This window comes from Paenibacillus sp. RRE4 (assembly GCF_031844205.1).
Lineage (GTDB): Bacteria > Bacillota > Bacilli > Paenibacillales > Paenibacillaceae > Paenibacillus > Paenibacillus xylanexedens_B.
This window is the reverse complement of sequence record NZ_JAUZUT010000003.1, coordinates 61704-85069: the sequence shown is the minus strand read 5'-3', so window position 1 is coordinate 85069 and position 23366 is coordinate 61704. Positions and strand designations below refer to the sequence as shown.

The window sequence follows — 23366 nt, the reverse complement described above, 5'->3', positions numbered from 1 at the left end:
TGGGACGGCGTGGATTGAACACACCTCATTAGTATAATCCTTATGCTCCTGTTAAAATACGTTGCCCAAGTGCTTTCAGGTTCTCCATGACTTGCAGATAAGGATAAGGCCCGTAGCTGATTCGTGCGACCCCTAGTGTTGCCAGTTGTCTGGGTAAAGGTTCGTTGGAGGTTACCATCACGTTGACGGGGATTGGCGAACGGTCACATAGTTCCTGAATCCAATGCTGATCCTGTAAACCTGGAATGAATATACCGCTTGCCCCTGCTTCCGCATATGCCTCGGACCGTGTGATTGCTTTGTTAACTAACGCTTCATTATGTTTCTCAGGAACTTGTTGTAGAAATAAATCTGTGCGTGCATTGATAAAAAGAGGAATGCCTGCCTCACGTGCCGCTTCGCGAGCAGCGGATAGTCTCAGACATTGTTCTGTGACACTGTACAGGCCTTCATCACAGGGCAACTGATCCTCGATATTAATGCCTACCGCCCCATGTTCAATAATTTGCAACACGTTTTGCTTCACTTCTGACACAGACCTGCCATACCCTCCCTCTATATCGATGGTGACAGGTAGATCTACGCTCTTTATAATACGTGCGAGATTAGCAAGCACGAATTGAAACGGCAGAGCTTCACCATCCTGTTCCCCATGAGCGGCGGCAACAGACCAGCTTCCCGTAGCCAGAGCTTTGGACCCCGTAGATTGAATGGTCTGTGCGCTCCCGGCATCCCACACGTTCACCAGTACGAGAGGTTGTCCCTTCACATGATATTGATGAAATTGTTCAGCTTTTTCTTTTTGTGTGCAATGGTTGTTTTTCATCGTGGCTCACTTCCTTTATAGAAATAGATAGGCTACTACTACTGTGAATTCCTAGTGCAATGACATCTGTCTCTCGTGCTGAAGCAACCAATTTTTTCGTGTCAGTCCACCTCCATAACCGCCCAACTCACCACTTGCGTTAATCACACGGTGACACGGAATAACAATAGCTAGCTGATTTGCCCCGTTCGCCTGGGCTACGGCCCGGCATGCAGACGGTTTTCCAACGGCGTTTGCAACCTCCTGATAAGACCTCGTTTCCCCAGCCGGAATGGCTAATAACGCTTCCCAGACCTGTTTCTGAAATAGTGTTCCTAAACAGAACAACGTTGTGTCGAACGCTGTCCTTTTGCCGTCGAAATATTCATTTAATTCCCGTTCAATGGATTGAATAGGTGCTGTTGTGCCAGGTACAATTGCAGATTTGGTGCGCTTGCGCAAACGTTCTACCTCTCTTTCCAGCCCTCTGCGATCAATAAATTCAAGTAAATATAAAGCTTGCTCATCCGCTACAGCCATCATGGGGCCAAGCCTTGTATCGATCCAGGTTGCTTTCAGTACCCGTTCGTCATCTATATGTGTAGGTGCAGCTCCCATGATCCTTGAAAAGGCATCGCGGAATCCACTGCTGGATTCATATCCGGTGGAGAGTTGGCTATCGATGACGGTGCGCCCTGAACGAATATGTTTCAGCGCTAGTCCCATACGCCGTGCGCGAGCGTATTCAACAAAGGTCATCCCGAATCTTTTTTTGAACTGACGGCGAGCAGTAGATTCATCAATGGATAGTGCCCTGAAATCTTGTCCCTTCCAGCGTTTTTCCGGCTCCTTCTCGACAGCCTCAACCAGCATGCGAACCACATCCGAGACATGATTGGGGTGAGATAGAGGCCGGCATCGCTGGCATGGACGAAATGACGCAAGCAGTGCTTGCTGAGCGGTTTCATAAAATTCGCAATTCTCAAATTTAGGTTTCCGAGCCGGGCAGGTGGGACGACAGAATACCCCTGTTGTTTTGACCCCCACATAAAATAAACCTTCGTATTCTGAATCTTTAGCGATTAGCGCCTGGTAATATTGTTCCTTCAGATCAGCAGAGATCATAAACTGCACACCCTTACTCCAGTAGAATCACAATCTTTCCCTTATTATAGGGCAGAATTATATGTCCCATCGCCGAAAATCAGGCACCCATTCTCGAATTTAAACTTTTGTTCAGTCGGCCCGGTCATTGTTCAGAATTTGTTTAGAATGAAGTGATAACATAGACCTATGTATTCGATTAAAAGCTAGTAATATGTGCCTATTTGTCTTTAGAGAGAGAAGAAAATTATGTTGTTAAATGAAGTTATATAGGCAAGCAAGTTGAAGATTGACGAAAAAAGGAAGATAACAATCGGGGGTCAGATGGAAATGAAATATTCCACGTACAAAAGCATTCATGAACCTGAGCAGGTTCTAAGAACCAAGCCGGAATTTTCATATGGAAAACACGCTTCAAGGCTCTTTTTACGAGATCAGATTACACGCCCGGCGATGATTAAGCTACTCATCACGATGAGCGTATTTATCGCTGGTTGCAGTGTAGTATTCAAGGCATCGGCGGGAGATCAGCCAGTGCTGCTGAATGAACAGGTTGTTGTATCTTCCGGCGATACGCTGTGGAGTATATCTCTTGCGAACAAACCGGATCAGATGGATACCCGGATTTATGTCGAAGCGCTCAAAGATACAAACCAATTGTCACACGGAAACATTCAGACAGGACAAGTGCTGGAGTTGCCGCAATTTCAACATTAATTATAAGAGATGATACACGTCTGATTCCCATCGCTTTGCATGAAAACTCATACACGCATCACTGCAAAAGAACAGGTGCAGTCTGGAATTTTAAAATCATTTACATATTATGGAGCTTCATGAGGGACGATATGGTGTAGTGATGAATAAGGTTCTAATCTGTGTGTGAGAAGGATGCAAGAAGAACGAAGGGAGAAGATGGAGTATGAAACAGGTGATCAAGAGATCTGCACTGTATACTGCTGTGTTATGTATGGTCATTGTTATTAGCGCCTGTGGCGCCAAAAATAATAAAGAGTCTGTACAGGAGCACGCATACCCGCAGTCCAAACAACCCATCGAGGACGCTGGACAGGGATCGATACCTAATGCGGAGGCCAAAAACAAGAACGATCAGAGTAGCGCAAAAGGTGAAGAGGGCAAGATGCAGACACAGTCTAACGCTACGGCAACTTCAGAGGAGATCAACATTGTCATTGATCAATCGGATAAACCGAGTGATGTCAACAGCTTTGATTTTGCGATCAAACAAGTGCCCAAAGGTTACAGCCTAACGGAAATGCGCTGGACATCCAACACGGTAACGATTGTGAATACGATGCAGGAAGCGATCGAGCACGGCGGGAACGGAGAAGACGGCTTTTATTTTAGCGGTAATGGACAGTTCTCAGGCTTTATCTATTCGGATGAGATGAAGGGTGAACGCGGGAAAGCCATATTTGTTTTTACCAACGATAAGGGTAACATCCTGATGTCCGAGAAGGAGATTAGGTTGAAGTAGACACAGAGAGCTCAGGAAACGGAGAAACATAATCACTGTACGGATAGAGATAAAAATAAAACGGGAAAAGCAGCCTTCGGGCTGCTTTTTTTGATATGCATTATCGTTTTCTTAGAATTTGTTTTATATGATTAGTAAACGGTCGTTTCTACATGAATTCAAAGAAATAACGAACGACGTGGAACATGACCGGCGAGGTGTAGGTGAGACTGTCGACCCGGCTGAGATAGCTTTTTTTGAGTGCATCCGACTTGTTATCATCCCCGATGAGCAGATCCCGTTTCAGCACAGATACGGTGAGGCTGCCGAAGAATCCGGCGAGGCCGATCAGCGCCCCGATGAACAACGAAAATGGCCAGTCGAATGGCGTGAGGTAGGGATGAATGAAATAGGAGGCTGCCGTCGTGACAAAGAATGCACACACAAATCCTTCCCATGTAATAAAAGGATTCGCTGTAGGCACCACTTTTCGTTTGCCCAGATAAAGAGATACGAGATAGTGCACCACATCATTAAGCTGTGTTAGCACCACGAGGAACAATACCAGTTTCGATCCGTACTCGGGTGAGGCAAAGGGAAAATAAGCGAGATGACTTAATCCAAACACCATGAGCATGAGTCCCCACTGTGTGGAGCTGACACTACGCAGGAATCCGATCGTTCCCTTGTTGATCAGACGTGGCATGGGCAAGACGAGAAATACATAGAGCGGAATAAAGATGATAAACATGCCATACCACCCAATGTATATCCAGTAAAATTGCACCGGGATCGCGAGGTATGCCCATAGAAACAGGCGGCGGTCGGCTTTCCGGGTGTTGCGGATCATGGAAAAGTATTCTTTGAGCGAGAAAAACGCAAGCACCATGAGTGAGATCAGCGAGACGATGGGATTGAACAGGGTTGCAAGGCAAAAGATGACCAGCATGCCCCACCAGGTTTTAATTTTTGTTCCAATGCCCGAATAATCCTTGTCCGGCTGCAGCTTGGCAATTACTTTGTACACGATATGTATAACTAGTAAGGCTGCAAAAATCAGGGTTAATGTGAATAGAGAGCTACTCATATAAGAAGATCACCTGCTTATTCAATGTGAGATTCCATTATAGGGTACCTATGTTATTATGAAGGAATAGTGCCAACTTGATAAGGGGAAATATGAGGATGACCGAGGAACGTTCGATTTATATTTTGCTGACGAATACAGGTACGTTGTTTACAAGAGTCATTCAGACCTACACCAGAGCGCCGTATAACCACGCCTCCATCTCGTTCGACCGGGAATTAACGGAATTGTACAGCTTTGGACGCAAACATCCCAGCAATCCGCTGAATGGCGGGTTTGTGAAGGAAGATATCCAGACGGGTACATACAGTAAGTATCCCAATACGACATGTGTCATCTACGAGCTTCAGGTCACGGAGCGGGAAGTGGAAAAAATGAAGCGTGTGTTGCACATTTTCATTCGCAGCCGCCAGAAATATATGTACAACCTGCTGGGCGTTCTTGGTATTACACTCAAGGAGCCGGTGGAGTTCAGCAACTCTTATTTCTGCTCCCAGTTTGTAGCCGAAATTTTGCAACGCTCAGGCATCAAGCTATGGAACAAGTTACCTGCGCTTGTAACTCCGGATGATTTTCGCCAGTGCGAGCAGTTGAAGCTGGTGTATGAGGGTAGATTACGGGAGTATCAGGTGAAGCCGGATAGTTAACAATGAATTTCGCTTAAATTTTTTTTACAATGATGAATTTTGACGAAAAATATGAAGAAATCCACTCTATTTTCAACTATGGAGTGGATTTTTTTCCGTTTATTATCATTTCCTGTTCAGAATCTGTTTATTGTAGTGTTCTAAACTAGGTCCAAAGATATAGGCATAAGGGTTAAACATGAAATGAGAGGAGAGCGAAGCCTTGTTCAGAAAAATTGTAAGTTTTATGTTAGTGGCTGTGATGTTGCTTCAGATTGTAAGTCCTGGAGGTGTGGTAAGTGCTCGATCTTACCCATACGAACTTTTAAACATGGAGAGACAAGGGTATGATGATTCCAACCCTGGCGAGAAAATAGCTAATGTTCGTCATTTGCTTGAAGAAGGAGAATTGCTACAGCTGCCTGAAGGTTACGCAGCATTAAGCGAAGATCAAAAGAATGAGATTGCCAGAGGTATGATTATGCTGATTCCACTAGATGTGCAATATGATAGTGATAATCAGGCTGTATATGCATTTAATCTGATTTATAACGTCAGTGTAATGCCCGGACAGTTCGAGATTGAAACCTTAGGCCAAAAAATGGAGTATGTATATAATTTGTTAGGGAAGTGGAACTCCTATTTCCCCGGTGTCGACAAGGCAGAATGGACACAAGCTGCATCTCGTTATATGCAACTGACTGGTGCGGATTGGACAATGTTTATTGATAATATATTGCTATACAATATTGTTTTCAAAAACAGCTCTGCTACGATCTACCATAATAGCCAGCTCGCAATGTTATATGAGAAACTTAATGATTACAAAGAGATAAATAAAGCAACGGATATCAACAGTATGAATGAGGCGATTGACTCACTTTTTAAAATGTATACAATGTTTCTTCCACAAATAGGGTGGACCCCAGGCGTGCGACCATTTGTGTTTAACATGGACAAAATGTCTACAATTCATAATGAAGAAGCTAGAAATGAACTTGCTCAATGGATGCTGGATCACAAGCATGATGGCTACGAAACAGTATCCGACGTTCAAAAAGCATTTGATGCGTTCTTTGAACCAGGGTTGAGAAAGTACAACGAATTAATAAAAGCAGCAAAAGGCAACGCAAGCAACTTTTTAGCTGATGCTGTTGAACAATTGAGTGATGAAAGTTTCATAGATGCGCCTGGTTTCAAGCAACTATCCTTAGATGATCAGAAGGATATCGCAGTATATATGCTTAATTTAGATCCACCAACCAGTGAAGGGTACGAGAATAAAGCGCAAGTTGAATACCTCGTGCAACTAGCTCTAAAAGCGGTTGAATTCATTCATGACATTGGTGGACCGGATGAAATGAGTTCACTTGATGAACTATATGCGAAGCAAATGCAACAAGTTAACTATCTGGATCATCCTGCCCCTGACAGTATGTTTTATCAATTTGTTGGTAAATATTCTGAATTCTCAGACATTGAAAAACGTATCACAGCGGCTATGCTTGAGCTACAACTTAAAAAGGGTCCGTCGCCTGTGTCCAAGTTATTAACTTCTCTCGATGATGAAGCAAGGTTTACCCCCTTAATTAACAAGGCGCCGACCACTAATGAAATGCTGGCTTCTCTGTACGAATTGCAACAAATTCAGTCTGACATTAAGAAATACAACAATAATAACACGGAAAATCCTGTAAATAGCTTTCCGTTAGATATGAGCAAAATGAATGGAATAAAGACAGATGCACAAAAGTTAAATGCACTGGCAGATCATATGATTGCGGAGCGGCCAGCTGGCAGGTACGAATCCTTTGTTCAAATCCAGACCGCTTTTGACAAATTTTTCTCAAGCGATAATAACACGGATGTATTGTCTGTCTTGAACGCTGCGAGGAAAAATGGAAATAAAACAGCTATGCGTGATGCTATGGAAGATCCGGCTTTAGAAATTAAATTTCCTGACGGCTACGAAAATTTAAACCCACAGGTTAGAGATTTCATTGCAGGATTCTTGATCCAATACGTCAGTGAAGATTACGAGAATAAAAATCAGGTTCAGCTTATGATTGAACTTGGCATGTTGGCACAATCTGTTTGGGAACAAACGGAGCTTACTGCTTTGAGCAATAAACTGGATCTACTCGCACAAAAATTGGTAGATATATCAGAGTACTTTAATGACCAAGAAGCAGAAGAGTATGGAAGCATTGGTCAAAACTATTTGAAACTCACCAATAAAGTAGACAAAAATGTTTTTGCTTATAAATATCTGTATTCGATGGCCTATGAAAAGTTGGAAGGACTCTACCAAGGAGATATCGTGGAACCAATGGTAGTGTTAGGGCTTTTGACTGCCCCGTATCAATCTATTGAAAAGGCCACCAAAATTGATCCAATGAGTCAGTGGCTCGAAAGTGCTATGAAAGATCAAATGGAGGGTGAGGCTTTCTTCGAGAAATATGCTTTAGATCGTACGGGTGCCCTCGACCTGTCCAAAAGAGCAGAACTTAGCGTGGAAGATCAAAAGGAATTGGCACAATGGGTACTTGATGAACAAGACAGCTATGAGGATATTGGGAATTTACAATATGTAATTAATCGTTTCTTCACTGCTCCTAATGTAAAAGGGGACGACGTTAAAAACGAAATAACGGGTCTGAATGACACAATGGAAATTTCCTTTGATGGAAAACTGAATTGGATTGATCTGGCTTCCATTCAGAAGTTGGATTTTAGCGGTAACAAAATAGTCTGGGTGCGTCATAAGGCCGTTAGTGATGCATTGCCAGGACGTGCTGTGAAGATCGTCTTTACAGCCAATGGTGACAGCGGTAATGGGAATGGGAATGGTTCCACACCTAACCCGGGCAACAATACAGGTGGTAACGGTGGCGGTGGATCATCTGCACCAGTAACGTCTACCCCTGCACCAACGGCCAAGCAAGAACAGCTCGTGGTAGACGTGAACGGTGTTGACGGCACAAATCTGACCAAAACCCCAATCACACGTACAACCGTAACCAATGGCACGGTTAAAGATTTGGTCAAAATGACAGATGCCATTACCAAGGAATCGGTTGAAAAAGCAAAACAATTGGGTAGCAATACGGCACGCATTGTGATTCCAGATTCGAAAGATGCTGTGTCCGAGACAAGAGTCGAGGTTCCAAAAACAGCGGTTAAGAATTTAAGTGACGGTTCGATGAAACTGGAAATCTCGACAGAGAATGCAGTCATTTCGATTCCAACAAAGTCTATCGCCGGATTTGATCAAGATTTGTACTTCCGTCTGGTTCCACTCAAAAAGGAATCCGAGCGCAAAGACTTGGAAGAGCGGGCGAAGAAAGAGCAAGTGATTCAGCAAGTTGCTCCAAATACGAATGTGCGTGTACTGGCTCGTCCAGTTGAGATTGAAACGAATATGCAGAGCCGTGAAGTGACGCTAACATTGCCACTGGGTAACAGCCTGCCAACGGATGCGTCAGCACGTCAGCAGATCTTGGATAACCTGGCTGTGTACATTGAACACAGTGATGGCACGAAAGAACTGGTACAAGGCAAACTTGTGAAACTGGCTAATAACAGCGAAGGCATTGAGTTTACGGTAACCAAGTTCAGTACGTTTACACTGGTTGTCGTAGATGGGCTGAAAGCTGCTCAAAAGACAAATCATCCGTACATCCAAGGTTTCGGTGCAGATTTCCGTCCAGATGCCTTCGTTACACGTGCCCAGATGGCTGCAATGCTGGCTCGTAACCTGCCTAGTGAAACAGCAACAGCTACGGCAGCGGGTACAACCTTTGCCGATGTAGCCGCAACACATTGGGCAACAAGCGAGATTCAAAAGGCACAGGCCGCAGGTATCATGAATGGTCTGAGTGAAACAGCGTTTGCACCGGAAGGTTCGATTACGCGTGCCCAGATGGCAACGATCGCGTACCGCTGGTTGCAGAAACAACAAACGAACGCTGTGACTGCGAGTACCTCACCAACAGCACCAGAAGCAGCTTCCTTTACAGATGTAGCCACTGATCTATGGGCAGCAGATGCGATTGCCTATGTGCAGTCCACTGGTCTGATGACTGGATATAGTGATGGTACATTCAAACCAGACAGCAAGCTGACCCGTGCCGAAGCGGTAAAAGTGCTGAACGTATTGTTCAAACGTACACCGCTGACGGGAGTGGCAACGCCATCCTTTAGCGACGTGCCTGTAACCCACTGGGCATATGCAGATATTGAAGCGGCAGCGCAGAAGTAGGAAAGAACGGCAGTGAAAAACATATAAACCATTTTAATATGAACAAAAGCTGCAATGCCAAAGAGGCCGGGAATTCGATCCCCGGCCTCTTTGGCATTGCAGATAATTTCTGAGAATGCATGATTTATTTATGGTGCAACAAGCGGGCAGTTTCTATTGGTTGTGGTTGCTGTTCAAATAGTTCCGATGTGCTTTACCCCAGCCGCACATGTTGTCCAATAATGTGCCGATGGTCTGACCATGTTCAGACAGGCTGTACTCCACTTTGGGCGGAACATCTCCATAGAGTGTGCGCACGATGATCAGATCCTGCTCCAATTCGCGCAATTGCTTCGTTAACGTGCCTTGAGATACCTCAGGAATCATACGCCGTAGTTCACCAAATCGTTTGGTACCTTCTTTCAATAAAATGAACAATATGAGCGGTTTCCATTTCCCATTAATGGTCTCTAGTGTAGTTATGACACCTTCTAACCGGGGCTCTTGTAAATTCATAGTAATCACCTCAGTTTATCTGCCTATATTATTCTATCTATTTTAACGGATTTTCATCATTTTTGCTGAGTTCTTTACCCCAATAGTATGCAATTTCGTACTAGGTACGATGTAAGTGCGTACTGTTCAGCGTTATCTATGTGTTGAATAATGAACAGTACGTGAGCTCACGCGTATAACTGGAGACAAGGAGAAGATGATAGATGAATGGGTATACACTGGAGAATAAACGGGTTGTTATTATTGGCGGAAGCTCAGGTATCGGATTGGCTACCGCAATCCAGGTAGCTGAAGCAGGCGCTTCAATCGTCATTGCAGGTAGATCGTCATCCAGACTGGAGACGGCACGAAATCAGATCGAGGCGATAAGAGAGGGTGGAGACCGGCGTGCCCTTGTCGATACTTATGTGCTGGACAATCAGGATGAACAGCAGATCGAAGCATTTTTCGCCCAAGTTGGTGCATTCGATCATCTATTCACCCCGGGAGCGGTCTATACCCGAGGCCCCCTAACTTCGGATCGGGAGACAGCAGAGAGTTGTTTCAAAGGGAAATTTTGGCCTCAATATTTTGCTGCGAAGTACGCTGCACCCTATCTCGCTTCCTCAGGCTCAATCACATTGATATCTGGCGGGTTCAGCCAGCGTCCATTGGATGGAGGAGCTTCATATGCGGCGTGTAACGGAGCCATTGAGAGCCTGGGTAAAGCACTTGCCGTCGAGCTGGCTCCTGTCCGTGTCAATGTAGTCTCCCCTGGAACCATCTGGCGGGAAGGACAGGAAGGGACACCGCGAGGCGATCATTTCAAAGATTATGAGGAAATGTCAGTGCTCAAACGTGTAGGCTCCAATGAAGAAATTGCACATACAGTCGCGTATCTGATGACGAATACGTTCACGACCGGAAGTACGTTGTATGTAGACGGGGGATATACTCTAATTTGATAGCGGTTATGTAGTTCTCGTGAGATATATGCTACGAAAACGATGTTGAAACATGACGAAAAGATGAGAAGACTTATCCTACACGATAATAAAAGAGCTGTCCCCAAAGTCTTTGGATTGGGACAGCTCTTTTATTTATATTTTCATTATCCTTGGTCCGGTGTTTGCGGGCTATTTTCATATAGCTTACCTTCTCGCAGCCGATCCACGAATCCTTGGAGCCAGACATAGTATTGCTCTGCATGCTGGAGTTTGTGCAAATCTCGCAATGCCTCTTCCCGTTCTTGTGCAGTTGTATGTTCCGATAGAATCATGGTTGTCAGGTCAGGGATGACCTCGCGGATGCCTTCCAGCATCACATCCACTTCCCGCTGCAACTTTAATCCGAAGAAGTTTTGAAACGTGCGAAAGAAGTCTGTCTCCGCCACATATTGATCCTGCCGCTCCTTTTTCTCGTCCAGCTTATAGATCATTTGAGACTCGGTTAACGAACGAACGGCATAACTCATGTTGCTTTTGCTCATATTCATAGAGGTTTTCATCTCTTCCAGCGTCATCGGACGGTCTTCGAAATACATCACACCGTACAATTTACCAAACGTATGATTAACCCCATAGAGATCCATCGTATTGGCAATCGCCTCGATGACTCTCTCCCTTAGTGCAGACCGATCAGGTAACGATAAATGATTCGGGTTCCCGGCAATTTCTTTTCCCACAATGTCACCTCGGCAATAGAATAAACGTTTCCACGAACATATTCATATTTTACATGAGTCCTTCGAATTTTAACACAACCCCGAAATAGATTTTTCAATTCAAATGTACAATCATTTTTGTACAGAAGATTAAAAAAGCTTATATGTATCTATAAATTGCTAATGATTAAAGAAAATTTGGACAATAAGGAGTGGGAGAATTGCGTTTGAAAATATGGAGAGAGTCCGAGGCAGTTCTATTCACGTTGCCTGCTTTAATCCCGCTGTTGATTTTCTGGCTGGGACCTCTGGGATACATCGTATATCTCAGTTTTACGGACTGGGACTTCATGAGCCCGGACAAGCTGTTCGTCGGGTTGGATAACTACACGTACCTGCTAACGAATTCAGAGTTCTATCGATCTCTGAAAGTCACGTTATTGTTTGGACTCGGAAGCGTGATCCCTACGATTGTGGGAGGACTTGCACTAGCGATGCTGATGAATAGCAAAATGAAATCATCCGGTATTTTTCGCACATTGCTCTTCTCACCATGGGTGACACCAACGGTTGCCGTATCCATCGCATGGTCATGGATTTTTGAACCGCAAGTGGGACTAGCCAATCTGATGCTGGGCTGGGTGGGAGTATCGCCGATTGGATGGCTCCGTGATATGGACTGGGCACTGGTTGCCGTGTTGATTGTCACCCTGTGGAAGTCCATTGGTTGGGCGATGGTGTTCTATCTGGTAGCTCTACGGAATCTGCCGTCCGATCTGCTTGAAGCAGCTTCCATTGACGGGGCAGGAGCCTGGGACAAGTTCAGAAGAATTACGTTGCCGCTGATCTCGCCAACGACCTTTTTCCTCTCCATCATACTGACCATTCAATCGCTACAGGCTTACGACCAGATTAACGTCATGACTCAAGGTGGACCTGCTGGATCAACTCGAACCTTGCTGTATATGTACTATCAGTCTGCGTTTGAATCGTTTAATGTCGGAGAAGCTTCATCGATCGCTGTAGTTATTATTCTGATCTGCGTGCTGTTATCGGGAGTTTCCTTCCTGCTTGGCAGACGCCTGGTGCACTACTAATGACAATGACCATGCCCAAAAGTAAAACGAGCCAAATGAAGCCCAGAGAGATGCATAAGGCATCCCGTAAAAAAGTAAAAATCAGTGCCATCCTTCGCTATCTGGCGCTTGCTATTATTGCACTAGGCACTGCTTTTCCGTTCTATTGGATGGTGATCAGCGGATTCAAAACAAATGATGAAATCTGGCAGTTCCCGCCGACCTTCTGGCCAGAGACATTTCTGTGGCAGAACTACGTGGATGCCTGGAACGCTGCACCGTTTGCACGGTACATGCTGAACAGCACCGGGGTCGCCATAGCGATCTGTCTGCTCCAGATTGTGAACTCCAGCATGATGGCATACGCCTTGACTCATATGAAATTTCGCCTTAAGGGCACGTTAACCGGCATCATTCTGGTAGGGTACATGATTCCAAGCACAGCCGTATATCTGCCAGGTTACTTGGTGTTAAGCGAGCTGAATCTGCTGGATTCCTACACAGGTCTGATCGTATCCAATTGTGTCAGTGTGTTCTCTATTTTCCTGATTCGTCAGGCCTTTATGCAGGTGTCTCATGAACTCGTGGAAGCCGGACAGCTGGATGGAGCATCACATTTCCGCATTCTCTGGACGATTATTGCACCGCTCGTTCGCTCCAGCTTCGCCGTGATGGTGCTGATTACATTCATAGAACAGTACAACAACTATTTCTGGCCGATGCTCATCACCAAAGACCCTGACCTGCAGCTGGTATCTGCCGGGTTACGAAGTTTCTTCGTGGAAGGCGGGGCCTATGGACTGGCTTGGCCGCAGATTATGGCTGCAAGTGCGTTTACCATCGCACCTTTACTTATTCTTTTCGTGTTCACCCAGAAAACGATCATGCAGAGTGTGAACATGACGGCTGGCGTAAACAAGAATTGATATGCTTCACTTTTTTCCTAATAAAGTCACCCAAAAACAGGAGGAACAACAATGAATTGGAGCAAGTCAGGCATGACTTTGAAAAAGAAACTGAAGCTGAGCTGGAAAGGTGGCATGTCGCTGGTACTCGCTGCAAGCTTCGCTTTAATAACCGCTTGTGGAACACAAGCCCCGGCAGAATCGAATTCAACGGCTGCTGCTAGCGGCGGCACGGATACACAAGCAAAAGTACCGGTGGAGATTGAGTTCTGGTATGGGCTGGGCGGTAATCTGGGCGACAATATGAAGAAGAAAATCGATGCGTTCAACGCCTCGCAGAACGAAGTGGTTGTGAAGGGCATTGTACAAGCGGACTACACCGAGACTGAGCAGAAGCTTCAAGCGGCCATTGCGTCCAAGAAAGTACCTGCTGCCGTTCTTAGTGCCAATATTGACTGGGCCCGCAAAGGTTACTATGCATCTATGGATGAGATGATCGCGGCTGATCCGGAATTCAAAAAAGGCGATTTTATTCCAACGTTCCTGGAACAAGGGAATGTAGATGGCAAGCAGTTCTTTTTACCGATGTATGGCACGACTCAAATTATGTACTACCGTATGGATACGTTCAAAGAGAACGGAATCGACCCGGCAAGCCTGACGACATGGGAGAAGTTTGCCGAGGCTGCCGCGAAGATGTCCAAGAAAGAAAATGGCAAAACGACCTTCTATGGCTGGGAGCCGATGTGGGGCAGAGATAACATGATCGATGCTGTTATGGGCAAAGGCGGCAAAATTCTGAGTGATGACGGTAAAACGGTGATGATCGACTCCCCTGAATGGATCGAGACATGGGAACTGTTCCGTAAATGGATCAACGAAGACAACATCATGGGCATTCAGTATGGCGGTCAAGGCTGGGAGTATTGGTACAAAACGATTGACGATGTGATGAAAAATAAAGCGGCTGGATACACCGGTTCAAGTGGCGACCAAGGCGATCTGGACTTTAAAATCGTAGCGGCCATGCAACAGCCAGGCTGGGAAGGCATTGGCGAAGGTAAACCTGTAGCGAGTGCCATCCTTGCAGGTATTCCGGCAGCAGCTAGTCCAGAGCAACAACAGGCAGCGTATAAATGGCTGACGTATTTCTCCAAAACCGAGAACACCGCTTCGTGGTCGATGAACACAGGTTACATTGCCGTGCGTCAATCTGCACAGCAAGATCCGGAATTCAAGAAATTCAGCGAAGAGCATCCACAGATTACCGTACCATTGCAACAAGCAGCGCATGCTTCAGCTCCATTCCGTGATCCAACAGGCGGGAAAATTAACGATGCCCTGAAGGAAGCAGCGGATAAAGTGCAGATCAACAATGTTCCGGCAGAGCAGGCGCTGAAGGAAGCCAAAGAGAAAGCGCAGAAAGAACTGGATCGAATCGCAAAATAACGGAGGACGCGTGAGGTTTGATCCGTTTTGTAGTGTATTCCAATTCATCTTCTCTCATGTATAGACATTGAAGCCTTAAACAAAAGGGCGGTACACCACGTACCGCCCTTTCCATTCATTACGATCACAGACAAGGAGTTTAGTCCATGCAAGAGAATAAAGTACATGAGATATATGTAGACGACCGTTTACAGACGCAGGCTCAAGCCATTCTGTTTGATAAGGATGGGACGTTGCTTGATTTTACAGGCATGTGGGGGTTCTGGACAGATTGTGTGCTCAATGATTTCAGAGAACAACTGGTTATTCGTGGTTTAGAGATGGATGATGCCGATCTTCCAAAGATCTGGGGCACGTTTCACGATGAACAAGGACGGATGAACGGTTATGATGTCCGGGGCCCGCTCGCCATGGGTACGATGGATGAAGTATATGCCGTGCTGACGTGGCATGGATATCGTGCAGGCCTCAGCTGGGCAGAGGCCAAAATGATCGTTCGGGCATGTCTCGCACAGGCGGAGGAAGCGATGGAAGTACATCGCCCAGCATACCCGCTACCTGGTGTGAGAGAGTTCTTGGGGCAGTCACGGAGTCAGGGGTTGAAACTGGGCGTCGTGACAGCCGATGAGACCGCAAGTGCAGTCAAACATCTGCAATGGATGGGGCTGGATGATTACTTTGACATCGTCATTGGCACAGATTTGGTGGACCGCGGTAAACCGTTCCCCGATATGTTGCTACTTGCTTGTGAGCGACTCAGTGTACAGGCGCAGCAGGTCATGGTGATTGGGGACACGGACGGAGATATGGAGATGGCGAGAGCGGCCGGAGCAGGCTACAAGATTGGCATTGGTGAGCCTGGGAAAATACAACTGGCGGATCGCACGATCCAGACGTTCCATGAATTGCTCTCCGGTGGGGTAGGCCGATGACGAATAGTCAGACTTATCTGGGCTGGGTGTTGCTGGCACTTGCCATTGGTCTGGAACTGAGTGCCACGATATTACTTAAAGTATCGGATGGTTTCTCCAGATTGTGGCCTTCCGTGATGATGTTTGTTTGTTACGCCGCAAGCTTCACCTTTCTGAATTATGCCGTCAAGTATATGCCGCTGGCTGTAGCCTATGCGATCTGGTCAGGCGTGGGGATCACGATGATTGGCGTGGTGGGGCATTATTTCTTTGGTGAACGACTGCGACTGACGTCGATGGTATGGATCGGTTTTATTTTGATAGGCATTATTGGACTGAAATGGAGTGATTCGTAATGAGTACTACCGAGCAACCACTGGCTACCTTCCAAGTGATCACGGACACACATGTACGGGACGAGGTGGGTCATATTCATAACCGGCATCTGGAGCAGGCGCTTGCAGATATTGCCTCTTTCAGCTATGGAAGCAGTGGAATTATGCATGTGGGTGATGTAACCGACCGCGGGTTGCCGAGCGAGTATCGGGAATGGCAGCGAATCTGGGAGCAATATGCGGAGAAGTTGCCGGAGATACGTTTCACGGTGGGCAATCATGATATTGGAGCAGTCATCTGGCAGAAGCCGCCATTGGTATTACTTGGGATGACCGAAGGGCATGTTGCTGAACTGCTGGAGCAAGATGCCGAGTTAGAGCATCCGGTGAAGCAGACAGCGGAGGAGTCAGCGGCGCTGATTCAGAAGCTGGCTGGCAACCAGTTTATGTTGTCTGGGCAGGCTGGGTATGAAGGAGAAATGGGAAGTTCAGAAGGCAGTGTAGGTAGCCATGTGTATGACAGTGAGGGTGGAAATAAAGAAGGAAGTGTACGTGGAGAAGTTCAGGCAGAAATCTCTGCTAGAACCAACACTGAAACAATAACTGTAGCGGGATTATGGCATCGACGGTTGAACGATTTTGAAGCGGCGACAGGCATGAAGGGAAGTTATCACGATCATTGGATCGACGGATATCATTATATCTTTCTTGGCACGGAACAACCGCATCCGAAGGACTGTGAGATGTCGTCTGAACAACTGGAATGGCTGGATGCGAAGCTGGCTGAACAGGCTGCGCCAGATCGTCCCATTTTTATCTTTATCCATCAGCCGCTGATAGACACCGTTGCGGGATCGCTTCAGGCACAAGGCTGGTATGGCGTGAATCAGGATGCGGAATTGAAAGCCGTGCTCGCCAAGTATCCACAAACGATTTTGTTCTCGGGACATACACATTGGCAGCTGCAAGCACCGCATACGATGTACGATGGTGCAGGTCAAATGCCAACCATGTTTAATGCTTCTTCTGTTGCTTATCTATGGACGGATGAGGACGAACATTTGGAGGGTAGCGAAGGACTGCATGTGGAGATTTACAAGGATCGAGTGGTTGTGAAGGGCCGGGACTTTACTGCCGGGAAATGGATTGAGGGTGCTGAGTATACGGTGCGATATCCAGTAGTGGAGTGTGAATCATCGTTTTCTCAATTCACCCATTTTTTGTGAAAGGATGTTCTCTTCTTGAGGAATAAAAACTGGCATTGGTATGGAAAATCGATGTTACCTGTAATTATACCTATTTTAGGAATTATTATTTTTAATACATCTAACTTTCTCCTAAAAAGCATGGTTACTCTGCCAATGAATCTTATGGATTAGGGTACAAATTAGGTGATATACTTGATAAGTTTTTCTAATGGAGTTAGAGAAATGAAGCTAATAACTGGAGATATCTTATTGATGTATCTTTATAGTTCTTACTATTAAAAATAAAACAGAGTCGTACTTAACATGTACGACTCCGTTTTTTATTTTGTCCAAAAATCCATTTTCTCTAATAGCCATTTCAAGGCTGATTTTTGCTCCGTAATAATGTACGCCTCGGTTTGCATTCCTGATTTAATATGCTCAGATTGACCAAGAATATTTTTCAATATGATGGATTCGAGATTAGCTTCAACCATATAGTAACTCGAGCCATTCTGCGGATTTATTAAGGCATCGCTACTAATAGATGCTACTTTCCCAAGCACCGAACCATATTCTTCTCGAGGAAAGGCTGCAAAATGAAAGCGAACAGTGTCTCCCTCGTGAATACGGCCTACATCCTGTTGATTCATAGCAATTTGAACAGAGTATATCGTATTTTTAATTGGAACTATATCTAATACTTGTAATCCTTCCTGAATAAGCTGTCCCTCACCGATCTCATTGATGATGTTGATGACGCCTGAAGTCGGTGCAGTTGCTGTATAATTATTCAGACTAGAACTAATGGTGTTAATTCGGGTATTAAGTTCCTTTTGTTGTTGTTTTAACTCTTCAATACTACCTTGCAACTGAACGTACAAGTCCGATTTTTGTTTTTTTAACGTTTCTTTCTGCTGTAATGCATCCTCCAACTCTGACTGAGTTGTGAATCTAAATTCACTTTGACTGGTTTCCATCTGCAACTTGATTGTCTTTAGCTTCTCTTTGGCCGCTGCCGCGGTTAGCTCATCACCGTTAAAGATAGCTCGTTTATAATCTTCCTGGATTTGTGCTTCAGCTAATGAATTTTGAGAAGCCTTCAAGCTATGGTTTTCATATCGTTCATATTCAAGAGAACCTGAGGCCAAGTAGTTTTTACCATAGTTAAGACTTTTAAGTAGGAGGCGTTGGTTAGCAATTTTTTTATCCGTTTCGACCAGATCAGCCATCACCTTTAAAATATCTAACTCTAGTTTATTCTGTAATGAATTATTGTGACGCAACAGGGTTTCAGCCGTTGTGTAGGGCTTTATTGCCTCATTACCCGAAGATAGGGCTACAGAGAGTTGTTCAAGGCCAGTCAATCGTTGCTCTGATTCTTTTAAATCTTCTTGTAAGCGGGTTCGATCACTTTTAAGTGTTCCAGTTTGTATGGAGAAGAGTTTGTCTCCAGTATGAACTTGCTGTCCCTGTTGGACATAGATTTTTGAGACGCTTCCTGTAGCCTTATTTATGATTTTGGATATTCTTTCATTGGGCTTAATCACTCCAGGAGCTTTCACAACGATATCAATTTGAGCTTTCCAACTCCAAATTAGAGCAATAGCGAGGACGACAGTTAGCAATATCAGAAACCAACTAATAAAGGCAGGTGACCTTTTTTCCAACATTTCTCTACTGTCTCTAAGCTCTTCAAGGTTTAGAAGTTTAAAACTCATACCATCGCCCCCATGTGTCCCGATTTAGGTAGAGCGCGATTTTCTTCTTGTTGGCTTCCTGAATCTAATCCAGGTAACTGATCCTTCCAAAGCTCGTAATATCTCCCTCGTAGCTGTAATAGCTGACTATGTGTTCCAGACTCGACTACGATACCTTTGTCCATGACAAAAATGCGATCACAGCGCATAACCGTACTTAGTCGGTGAGCAATAATGATCATGATCATATCCTCTAAGCCATGAATCGTGTCAGATACCGCTTTTTCGGTTGTTGTATCCAAATTGCTGGTGGCTTCATCCAAGATGAGTATGTCTGGTCTAGTTAGTAATGCTCGTGCCAAAGCCAGTCGCTGACGCTGTCCACCTGACAAATTAGAGGCATTCTCTTCAAGATTAGTCTGATAACGCATAGGCAATTGATTGATAAAATCGTGGGCACTTGCTTGTTTTGTAGCTTCGATAATTTCATCCATTTCTATCTCGGAAGTTGCTCCCATGGCAAGATTATCTCTAATCGTTCCACTGAAGAAAAATGTTTGTTGCGGGATATAACTTATTTTCTGTCGAAGTGACTCAATAGAAATATCTTTTATGTTGTTCTCTGAGATTAGAAGTTCTCCCTTTTCTGCTTCGTAGAAACGGAGTAATAACTTGACTAAGGTGGTCTTACCAGATCCACTTTCTCCTACTAATGCGACTTTTTCACCTGGATTAACATGCAGAGATACGCCATTTAAAATAGATTGTCTTGTCCCATAGCGGAAATGAACATCTTGAAAGTTAATAGAGCCCTTCAGTGTGGTTGGTCTGATATTGCGGTCATCGGATTCCTTTTTTTCAGGTTCCAGATCCATAATTTCAGTTAGCCGATCTGCAGCAACAATAGCGGTCTGTAGGGAGGACTGCAAGTTGATTAGATTTAAAATGGGATTTAGAAAGTATGCGAGCAGAGCATTAAACGTAATGAGCTGTCCGATGGTTAATTGCCCTTTCAATACCTCGTTAGCACCAATCCACAGGATGGCAATCCCACCAACACCTTGAAGAGCTCCCTTAAGATTAGATTGAAGATTGTTAGAATATCCGAAACTGAAGAGAGTACGTAGCAATGTAATGAACTTTCTCTCAGTTTCTAGATTGGCTTCTCTCTCAGCTTGGTAAGCTTTAAGTGTCTCAATACCATTAACAGATTCAACAATATATGAAGTCAATGCAGCGTTTTGCTCCATTTGCTCTCGATTTTGTCTTTCGAATGTACGGTGGAATCCCCAAACAATCAGAGCGTAAAGTGGGACCAAAATCGCTGTGATTCCAAAAAGGAATGAGTTTTGTGAATATAAAATGATTCCACCCGCTATGACCATTAAAGTATCAATCATTATGGTTAGAGCAGCACTGGATATAGCTTCCCTCACTTTAGATGCGTCCATAAGTCGGGAGATGATTTCTCCTGTTTTACGTGTCTCGAAAAAGGAAAGAGGCAATCTCAAGACATGATAGTAGTACCCAAGGATTAATGAGATATCTAACTTCTGACTCAGGTACAGTAACAAGTGGCTTCTAAATGCATTTAACAACACCTGTAGTAAAGTCAGGACGATGACACCAATTGAAATCCAATGTAGGGTCTGCTCTAGCCTGTAAGGAACAATCGAATCAAGTAAGAATTTAAAATAAAAAGCACCTAAAAGGCCTAATGCTGTATATAACAATGACGCGAAAAAAATCCCCAATAACATATGTTTCTGAGGGAGCAGTAGGGTGAAGAAACGAGATAAGGTACCTTGTGTTTCATTTTTCTTCTGAAACTGTGTGGTTGGAACCATAAAGATTAGGATACCTGTCCAAATCTTGAAAAATTCTTCGGGGTTATACTTTACAATTCCTTTTGCTGGGTCGGCTATAATTACTTTTTTCTTTGTTATCTTATGTATAACTACATAATGGAGAAGTTTTTGATCGATAACTACATGTGCAATGCAAGGCAGTGGGAAGTCACTGAAGAAGGCTTCCGGGTTCCCTTTAACAGCTTTGGCTGAGAAACCTAGTTGTTCTGCAGCCTTGATAAGACCTAATGCATTAGTGCCTTGTTTATCAGTACCTGCAATTTCTCTAATACGAGTAAGCGGGATTTTTAAACCGTGATGACGCGAAATAGTTGCTATACAAGCTGCACCACAGTCCTTTTGATCATATTGTTTTTGAATACTGAACCTATTGAATAAAGACATGTGAACCTCCGAAAGTAGTAAATCATGACTTAAATATCGTATTAATCAAAGTTTCTACACTTTTACTATGGGAAGTATCATTTCTAAAATCTTGATTATCTACCCAGAATATAAGAAGAGAATGTTTAGAATAAGCTATATGGCATATGGAGTACATATCTAATAGTGGATATAGGATTATATTTTTATTAATTGTAGATTTTATACTATGTATATGAATTAATTATGTTTTATATGGCCTAAGATCAGATAACAAGTTAATAAAGAGATGTAAAAAAGATATTGACAAAAACTAATTTAAGTATTAATTTTACATAGATTCAAAATTATAGGAGGTAATAGTATATGAATAATAATTTTAGTCAATTGTCTATGTCTGAGTTGGAAGATATCAATGGAGGGGGCATTATGGAAGACTTGGGTAAAGCTGTGGGATATGGCGTAGGCTATGTTGGACAAGGGGTTGTAGAAGGCGTTAAGGGCATAGGTTCAGCAGTTAAAGAATTCGTTAATCCGTGGAACTATATTAATTATGCTACGAATGGTAGAAGATAATTTATTTTAATTAGGAGGTAAGAATGTATGCATACACAATTTGTAGAACTTAGTTCCGATGAAATGTTACAAATAGATGGTGGTGGCTGGTTTTCAGATTTACTAGATACAGCAGAGAAAGCAAGCAAGAACGGCCTTTTAAGAGGTGTGGCAGTTCTAGAACCAATTTGGGATTTCTCAAAAGGGTTTACGAGCGGTGTAGTGGATGGATGGAATAAAAGATAATTAGTAATGAAGTAGCCTGATTACGTATAATCTATGTAACCAGGCTACTACTGTAAGAGGTGGGATAGAGTAATGTATTCAGGCAAAGTATATAGTTTTAAAGAAGTTGCTATGAAAATAGTCTTCATATTGTCAATACCAGCACTATTAATGATTATAATCTCTACAACACTTAAGATAATGGGTATTCGAAATATAGATGAGGCACTTATATTTATGTTATTTCAAGTGCTATCATATGTCGCTTTTCTCTCCTTAAATAATCGATTTAGAGGTTTTATATCTGATAAGTTAAAATTGAGTTTGAGACCAGTATTAGCCTACGTTCTTGCTGGGTTGGCGTTATTTACCCTATCATCGATTTTTATTTTAGGTTTTGGTTTTGGTTCGGATGAAAGTCAAAGGGAAAGTTTGAAATTGGATGAATTAAATCAGGTTTTTAACGTAAAGAACATATTTATGATCTTGTCCATAATAATCATTATACCTTTTTATGAGGAGTTACTATTCAGAGGTTTACTTTTTACTACCGTACTTAATAAATTTGGTTTCAAATGGGCTTTGATTGTTTCCTCGGTGATCTTTGGGCTTCTGCACAGTGACTTATTCATTTTGACTACGATATATGGGCTGATATTCAATTATATCTATTTTAAAACAAATTCTCTGATTCCTGGTATAGTTCTTCATATGGTCTGGAATGCTTTAGTTGTACTGTTATAAGATACGAGATATCCATGTATGTTGGAGGAGCCCATGAATAAAAAAAATTACTACGGAATTTTTTTATTGTTAATTCCACTTGTCAATCTTATTTATGTATTTTTGAAAGAAAAAAGGTTAGCCTTGTTATCGCTTGTATCATTACTAATTATAATGTTATTTATATCTGTAGAGTTTATTAAATTAAGGAAATCAAAGAAAATTAAAAAGTAGCTTTGGGGTGAAGTAAATTAAGAACGGAGGCTCTTTTCTTTGATGAATATAAATTGGAATTTGTATGGGAAAGTTATGTTACCTGTGATTATACCTATGGAAGGAGTTATTATTTTTAATACATTTAACCTTCTACTAAATAGTACAGTTACTCTTGCCGAAGAATCTTATAGTCTAGGATATAAATTAGGTCTTTTAATCGACAATCTGCTGTAGCTAAGATTGATATAACACGAATTGTGAGATGAGGAGTTATGAATTCAAAAATATAAAGGCATTAATAACTATTGATTTTATCATTGGCTTTACTGTATTACATCTTAATTTTAGTACAAGCC

21 protein-coding genes are annotated in these 23366 nt (G+C 43.5%); 14 read left to right on the top strand and 7 right to left on the bottom strand.

All coding sequences use genetic code 11. The features are described 5' to 3' along the window. Window positions 1-40: 40 nt before the first annotated feature. Window positions 41-826, bottom strand: coding sequence for an isocitrate lyase/PEP mutase family protein (locus tag Q9R46_RS19145; RefSeq protein WP_311281349.1), 786 nt, complete (start codon window positions 824-826; stop codon window positions 41-43). Between the two features lie 51 nt (window positions 827-877). After that, window positions 878-1930 carry a bifunctional transcriptional activator/DNA repair enzyme AdaA gene (locus tag Q9R46_RS19140; protein WP_311281485.1) on the bottom strand — a complete coding sequence of 351 codons (1053 nt, stop codon included), beginning with the start codon at window positions 1928-1930 and terminating at the stop codon, window positions 878-880. A 309-nt stretch (window positions 1931-2239) separates the two neighbouring features. On the opposite strand from Q9R46_RS19140, the gene Q9R46_RS19135 reads away from it, so the two are divergent. After that, complete coding sequence (locus Q9R46_RS19135) at window positions 2240-2626, top strand: LysM peptidoglycan-binding domain-containing protein (protein ID WP_260984797.1); 387 nt, start codon at window positions 2240-2242, stop codon at window positions 2624-2626. 205 nt (window positions 2627-2831) lie between these two features. Continuing rightward, complete coding sequence (locus Q9R46_RS19130) at window positions 2832-3407, top strand: hypothetical protein (protein ID WP_311281348.1); 576 nt, start codon at window positions 2832-2834, stop codon at window positions 3405-3407. A 148-nt stretch (window positions 3408-3555) separates the two neighbouring features. On the opposite strand, the gene Q9R46_RS19125 is transcribed toward Q9R46_RS19130, so the two are convergent. Continuing rightward, entirely contained in the window at window positions 3556-4473 is a 918-nt protein-coding gene (locus Q9R46_RS19125) for a phosphatidate cytidylyltransferase (RefSeq protein ID WP_311281347.1), read from the bottom strand. A gap of 98 nt (window positions 4474-4571) precedes the next feature. Here Q9R46_RS19125 and Q9R46_RS19120 point away from each other — a divergent pair, with 98 nt between their 5' ends. Both Q9R46_RS19120 and Q9R46_RS19115 read left to right on the top strand, forming a co-directional pair. After that, complete coding sequence (locus tag Q9R46_RS19120) at window positions 4572-5120, top strand: hypothetical protein (RefSeq protein ID WP_311281346.1); 549 nt, start codon at window positions 4572-4574, stop codon at window positions 5118-5120. Between the two features lie 202 nt (window positions 5121-5322). Further along, the gene (locus tag Q9R46_RS19115; protein WP_311281345.1) at window positions 5323-9360 is read left to right on the top strand and encodes an S-layer homology domain-containing protein; all 4038 of its coding nucleotides are present in this window, start codon (window positions 5323-5325) and stop codon (window positions 9358-9360) included. 153 nt (window positions 9361-9513) lie between these two features. Here the strand turns inward: Q9R46_RS19115 and Q9R46_RS19110 are convergent, their stop codons facing one another. Further along, on the bottom strand, window positions 9514-9855 hold the full coding sequence (locus Q9R46_RS19110) for a winged helix-turn-helix transcriptional regulator (RefSeq protein WP_145333806.1): 342 nt from the start codon (window positions 9853-9855) through the stop codon (window positions 9514-9516). Between the two features lie 203 nt (window positions 9856-10058). Between Q9R46_RS19110 and Q9R46_RS19105 the strand changes: the two genes are divergently transcribed. Then, window positions 10059-10799, top strand: a complete 741-nt coding sequence (locus Q9R46_RS19105; protein WP_311281344.1) for an SDR family oxidoreductase — start codon at window positions 10059-10061, stop codon at window positions 10797-10799. 146 nt (window positions 10800-10945) lie between these two features. On the opposite strand, the gene Q9R46_RS19100 is transcribed toward Q9R46_RS19105, so the two are convergent. Continuing rightward, window positions 10946-11518 (bottom strand): GbsR/MarR family transcriptional regulator, encoded by a 573-nt coding sequence (locus Q9R46_RS19100; protein WP_311281343.1) that lies wholly within the window; start codon window positions 11516-11518, stop codon window positions 10946-10948. Between the two features lie 200 nt (window positions 11519-11718). Between Q9R46_RS19100 and Q9R46_RS19095 the strand changes: the two genes are divergently transcribed. The 6 genes from Q9R46_RS19095 to Q9R46_RS19070 all read left to right on the top strand — a co-directional run bounded on the left by Q9R46_RS19095 (window position 11719) and on the right by Q9R46_RS19070 (window position 17399). Beyond that, the gene (locus Q9R46_RS19095) at window positions 11719-12594 is read left to right on the top strand and encodes a carbohydrate ABC transporter permease (RefSeq protein ID WP_311281342.1); all 876 of its coding nucleotides are present in this window, start codon (window positions 11719-11721) and stop codon (window positions 12592-12594) included. Between the two features lie 50 nt (window positions 12595-12644). Next, entirely contained in the window at window positions 12645-13499 is an 855-nt protein-coding gene (locus Q9R46_RS19090; RefSeq protein ID WP_090921732.1) for a carbohydrate ABC transporter permease, read from the top strand. A 51-nt stretch (window positions 13500-13550) separates the two neighbouring features. Beyond that, window positions 13551-14927 (top strand): ABC transporter substrate-binding protein, encoded by a 1377-nt coding sequence (locus tag Q9R46_RS19085; RefSeq protein ID WP_311281341.1) that lies wholly within the window; start codon window positions 13551-13553, stop codon window positions 14925-14927. Window positions 14928-15073: 146 nt separating this feature from the next. Next, window positions 15074-15859 (top strand): HAD family hydrolase, encoded by a 786-nt coding sequence (locus Q9R46_RS19080; RefSeq protein WP_311281340.1) that lies wholly within the window; start codon window positions 15074-15076, stop codon window positions 15857-15859. Then, entirely contained in the window at window positions 15856-16194 is a 339-nt protein-coding gene (locus Q9R46_RS19075; protein WP_311281339.1) for a DMT family transporter, read from the top strand. The genes Q9R46_RS19080 and Q9R46_RS19075 overlap by 4 nt, the downstream gene beginning before the upstream one ends. After that, the gene (locus Q9R46_RS19070; protein WP_311281338.1) at window positions 16194-17399 is read left to right on the top strand and encodes a metallophosphoesterase family protein; all 1206 of its coding nucleotides are present in this window, start codon (window positions 16194-16196) and stop codon (window positions 17397-17399) included. Before Q9R46_RS19075 ends, Q9R46_RS19070 begins: the two co-directional genes overlap by 1 nt. Window positions 17400-17701: 302 nt before the next feature. Here the strand turns inward: Q9R46_RS19070 and Q9R46_RS19065 are convergent, their stop codons facing one another. After that, entirely contained in the window at window positions 17702-19081 is a 1380-nt protein-coding gene (locus tag Q9R46_RS19065) for a beta-barrel domain-containing protein (RefSeq protein WP_311281337.1), read from the bottom strand. Further along, window positions 19078-21312 (bottom strand): peptidase domain-containing ABC transporter, encoded by a 2235-nt coding sequence (locus Q9R46_RS19060; RefSeq protein WP_311281336.1) that lies wholly within the window; start codon window positions 21310-21312, stop codon window positions 19078-19080. The genes Q9R46_RS19065 and Q9R46_RS19060 overlap by 4 nt, the downstream gene beginning before the upstream one ends. A gap of 345 nt (window positions 21313-21657) precedes the next feature. Between Q9R46_RS19060 and Q9R46_RS19055 the strand changes: the two genes are divergently transcribed. The 3 genes from Q9R46_RS19055 to Q9R46_RS19045 all read left to right on the top strand — a co-directional run bounded on the left by Q9R46_RS19055 (window position 21658) and on the right by Q9R46_RS19045 (window position 22815). Continuing rightward, the gene (locus Q9R46_RS19055; RefSeq protein WP_145333786.1) at window positions 21658-21867 is read left to right on the top strand and encodes a hypothetical protein; all 210 of its coding nucleotides are present in this window, start codon (window positions 21658-21660) and stop codon (window positions 21865-21867) included. A 27-nt stretch (window positions 21868-21894) separates the two neighbouring features. Next, window positions 21895-22092, top strand: coding sequence for a hypothetical protein (locus tag Q9R46_RS19050; RefSeq protein WP_145333784.1), 198 nt, complete (start codon window positions 21895-21897; stop codon window positions 22090-22092). 72 nt (window positions 22093-22164) lie between these two features. Further along, a complete protein-coding gene (locus Q9R46_RS19045; protein WP_311281335.1) occupies window positions 22165-22815 on the top strand; it encodes a CPBP family intramembrane glutamic endopeptidase in 651 nt (216 codons plus the stop codon). Window positions 22816-23366 lie beyond the last annotated feature (551 nt).

Bases quoted from the DNA above. Each gene is read 5' to 3' on its own strand.
- Q9R46_RS19145 (WP_311281349.1), bottom strand. From the start codon at position 826: ATGAAAAACAACCATTGCACACAAAAAGAAAAAGCTGAACAATTTCAT.
- Q9R46_RS19140 (WP_311281485.1), bottom strand. From the start codon at position 1,930: ATGATCTCTGCTGATCTGAAGGAACAATATTACCAGGCGCTAATCGCT.
- Q9R46_RS19135 (WP_260984797.1), top strand. From the start codon at position 2,240: ATGAAATATTCCACGTACAAAAGCATTCATGAACCTGAGCAGGTTCTA.
- Q9R46_RS19130 (WP_311281348.1), top strand. From the start codon at position 2,832: ATGAAACAGGTGATCAAGAGATCTGCACTGTATACTGCTGTGTTATGT.
- Q9R46_RS19125 (WP_311281347.1), bottom strand. From the start codon at position 4,473: ATGAGTAGCTCTCTATTCACATTAACCCTGATTTTTGCAGCCTTACTA.
- Q9R46_RS19120 (WP_311281346.1), top strand. From the start codon at position 4,572: ATGACCGAGGAACGTTCGATTTATATTTTGCTGACGAATACAGGTACG.
- Q9R46_RS19110 (WP_145333806.1), bottom strand. From the start codon at position 9,855: ATGAATTTACAAGAGCCCCGGTTAGAAGGTGTCATAACTACACTAGAG.
- Q9R46_RS19105 (WP_311281344.1), top strand. From the start codon at position 10,059: ATGAATGGGTATACACTGGAGAATAAACGGGTTGTTATTATTGGCGGA.
- Q9R46_RS19090 (WP_090921732.1), top strand. From the start codon at position 12,645: ATGCATAAGGCATCCCGTAAAAAAGTAAAAATCAGTGCCATCCTTCGC.
- Q9R46_RS19085 (WP_311281341.1), top strand. From the start codon at position 13,551: ATGAATTGGAGCAAGTCAGGCATGACTTTGAAAAAGAAACTGAAGCTG.
- Q9R46_RS19080 (WP_311281340.1), top strand. From the start codon at position 15,074: ATGCAAGAGAATAAAGTACATGAGATATATGTAGACGACCGTTTACAG.
- Q9R46_RS19075 (WP_311281339.1), top strand. From the start codon at position 15,856: ATGACGAATAGTCAGACTTATCTGGGCTGGGTGTTGCTGGCACTTGCC.
- Q9R46_RS19070 (WP_311281338.1), top strand. From the start codon at position 16,194: ATGAGTACTACCGAGCAACCACTGGCTACCTTCCAAGTGATCACGGAC.
- Q9R46_RS19065 (WP_311281337.1), bottom strand. From the start codon at position 19,081: ATGAGTTTTAAACTTCTAAACCTTGAAGAGCTTAGAGACAGTAGAGAA.
- Q9R46_RS19060 (WP_311281336.1), bottom strand. From the start codon at position 21,312: ATGTCTTTATTCAATAGGTTCAGTATTCAAAAACAATATGATCAAAAG.
- Q9R46_RS19055 (WP_145333786.1), top strand. From the start codon at position 21,658: ATGAATAATAATTTTAGTCAATTGTCTATGTCTGAGTTGGAAGATATC.
- Q9R46_RS19050 (WP_145333784.1), top strand. From the start codon at position 21,895: ATGCATACACAATTTGTAGAACTTAGTTCCGATGAAATGTTACAAATA.
- Q9R46_RS19045 (WP_311281335.1), top strand. From the start codon at position 22,165: ATGTATTCAGGCAAAGTATATAGTTTTAAAGAAGTTGCTATGAAAATA.